Annotated in this window: 3 protein-coding genes; all 3 read left to right on the top strand. The window is 59.1% G+C overall.

The features are described 5' to 3' along the window. Window positions 1-432: Dps family protein (locus NW857_RS12910; RefSeq protein WP_414369190.1), on the top strand; the 432-nt coding region annotated here is incomplete at its 5' end. Window positions 433-571: 139 nt separating this feature from the next. Continuing rightward, entirely contained in the window at window positions 572-844 is a 273-nt protein-coding gene (locus NW857_RS12905; RefSeq protein WP_414335134.1) for an Asr1405/Asl0597 family protein, read from the top strand. After that, entirely contained in the window at window positions 828-1,433 is a 606-nt protein-coding gene (locus tag NW857_RS12900) for a (2Fe-2S) ferredoxin domain-containing protein (RefSeq protein ID WP_414369188.1), read from the top strand. The genes NW857_RS12905 and NW857_RS12900 overlap by 17 nt, the downstream gene beginning before the upstream one ends. Window positions 1,434-1,483 lie beyond the last annotated feature (50 nt).

Genomic DNA, 1,483 nt, shown 5'->3' with positions numbered 1-1,483 from the left:
CAAGGGCTGTACTTGCAGTACCAGAAGCATCACTTCGTAGTAGAGGGCACCGAGTTCTACCCGCTACACCAATTGTTCAAGGATCACTACGAGCAGGTGAGGGAACATGTCCACGACCTGGGAGAACGCCTCGAAGGTCTGGGGGGTGTGCCGGTAGCCACCTTCGCCACCTTGGCCCGCCTCTGCTGCTTTACCCCTGAGCCGGATGGCGCTTTTGAGGCGCGGCAAATGTTGCAAAATGACCTGGCGGCAGAGCAGGCCATCATCGATTTGCTGCGGCGCCAAGCCGCCCAAGCGGAAAGCCTAGGGGATCGCGCCACCCGCTACCTCTACGAGCAGATTCTGCTCAAGACGGAAGACCGCGCCTTCCACCTCAACCACTTCCTAGCCAACGACAGCCTAGTGTTTGGCTTAATGGACCGCAGAGCCTAGTCAGGATCTGGGGCAGGTTCGCCGGCCAGGTGACCTGTCCTTACGCCTGAGGGCTTATTTTTGTAAGCATTTGTTGAAAATTCATATCATTACTGCCCGATTGGGTTTAGATTTATTTGCCGAGGTTTTGCTCCTAGCCATGAACCCTGTATCTTTTGAGGGCAGCTATTGTTTGCAGATCCCCTTAGGGGAACGCTGGCGCATTGGGCGGCGGCTGCTGGAGTTGGGGATCCCGGCAGTTTGTACGGGAGATGGCCATTTGCAGGTGCAGGTGGACACGCCTCTGGCCCTGTTGCAGGTGCGCAGCGTGATCCGCCAGTACACGGCGCGGCGGCGGGAGTTATTGGACAGCCTAGAGACGTGTTGGCAGCTCAACACCGAGCCTGGGGGACAAGATGAGCAAGTTGGCTAAGCAAAGGATCCCGTTTGAGTCAGAGGGTCGGTTCCTGGGATTTCTTCCCGATAAGGATGGCAAGCTCAAGTACTTGCGCTGGCAGGCCGGAGCGGAAGTGTTTGCCGGCAAGATCCCCAAGCCGCTGCGCTCTGAGCTCTACCGCAGCCTCAAACCTGGAGATAGGGTGCAGATTGCGGGGGAGCGGGAAGTGGATCTGCTCAAGGGGCGGGAGAAATGGGTGCTCTGCCACGTGGTTCCTGTCCAGGCTTCCCCGGTAGCAGCCATGTCTTCCCCGAAGGCCGCTCCCGGATCGGAGGAAGCGAGGAAAGGGGTCGTCTTGGTCTGTCAGAAGTCTGATTGCTGTCGGCGGGGGGCGATGGCGGTGATACAGGCTCTGCAGGCACACTTGGCAGCCTACCCGGAGACCATTCGGGTGCAGGGAGTGGGCTGCATGAAGGACTGCAAACGGGGGCCGAACGTGGTGTTCCTGCCCGACAAGGCTCGCTACAGCGGCGTTTCTCCGCAAGGGATCCCGGCTTTGTTGGAGCGGCATTTTCCGATTGCTTCGTTGCAGGTACAGCAGGTTGAGACGGCGGCTTCCTCCTGACGCTCATGCTGATCCCCCCACGGGCGAGCGGATTTCCCTTGACTTTTCGC

Origin of the sequence: Synechococcus sp. H55.9 (genome assembly GCF_047462355.1) — a bacterium.
In the GTDB taxonomy this organism is placed as follows: domain Bacteria; phylum Cyanobacteriota; class Cyanobacteriia; order Thermostichales; family Thermostichaceae; genus Thermostichus.
This window is presented reverse-complemented; position numbering and strand designations above follow the sequence as displayed.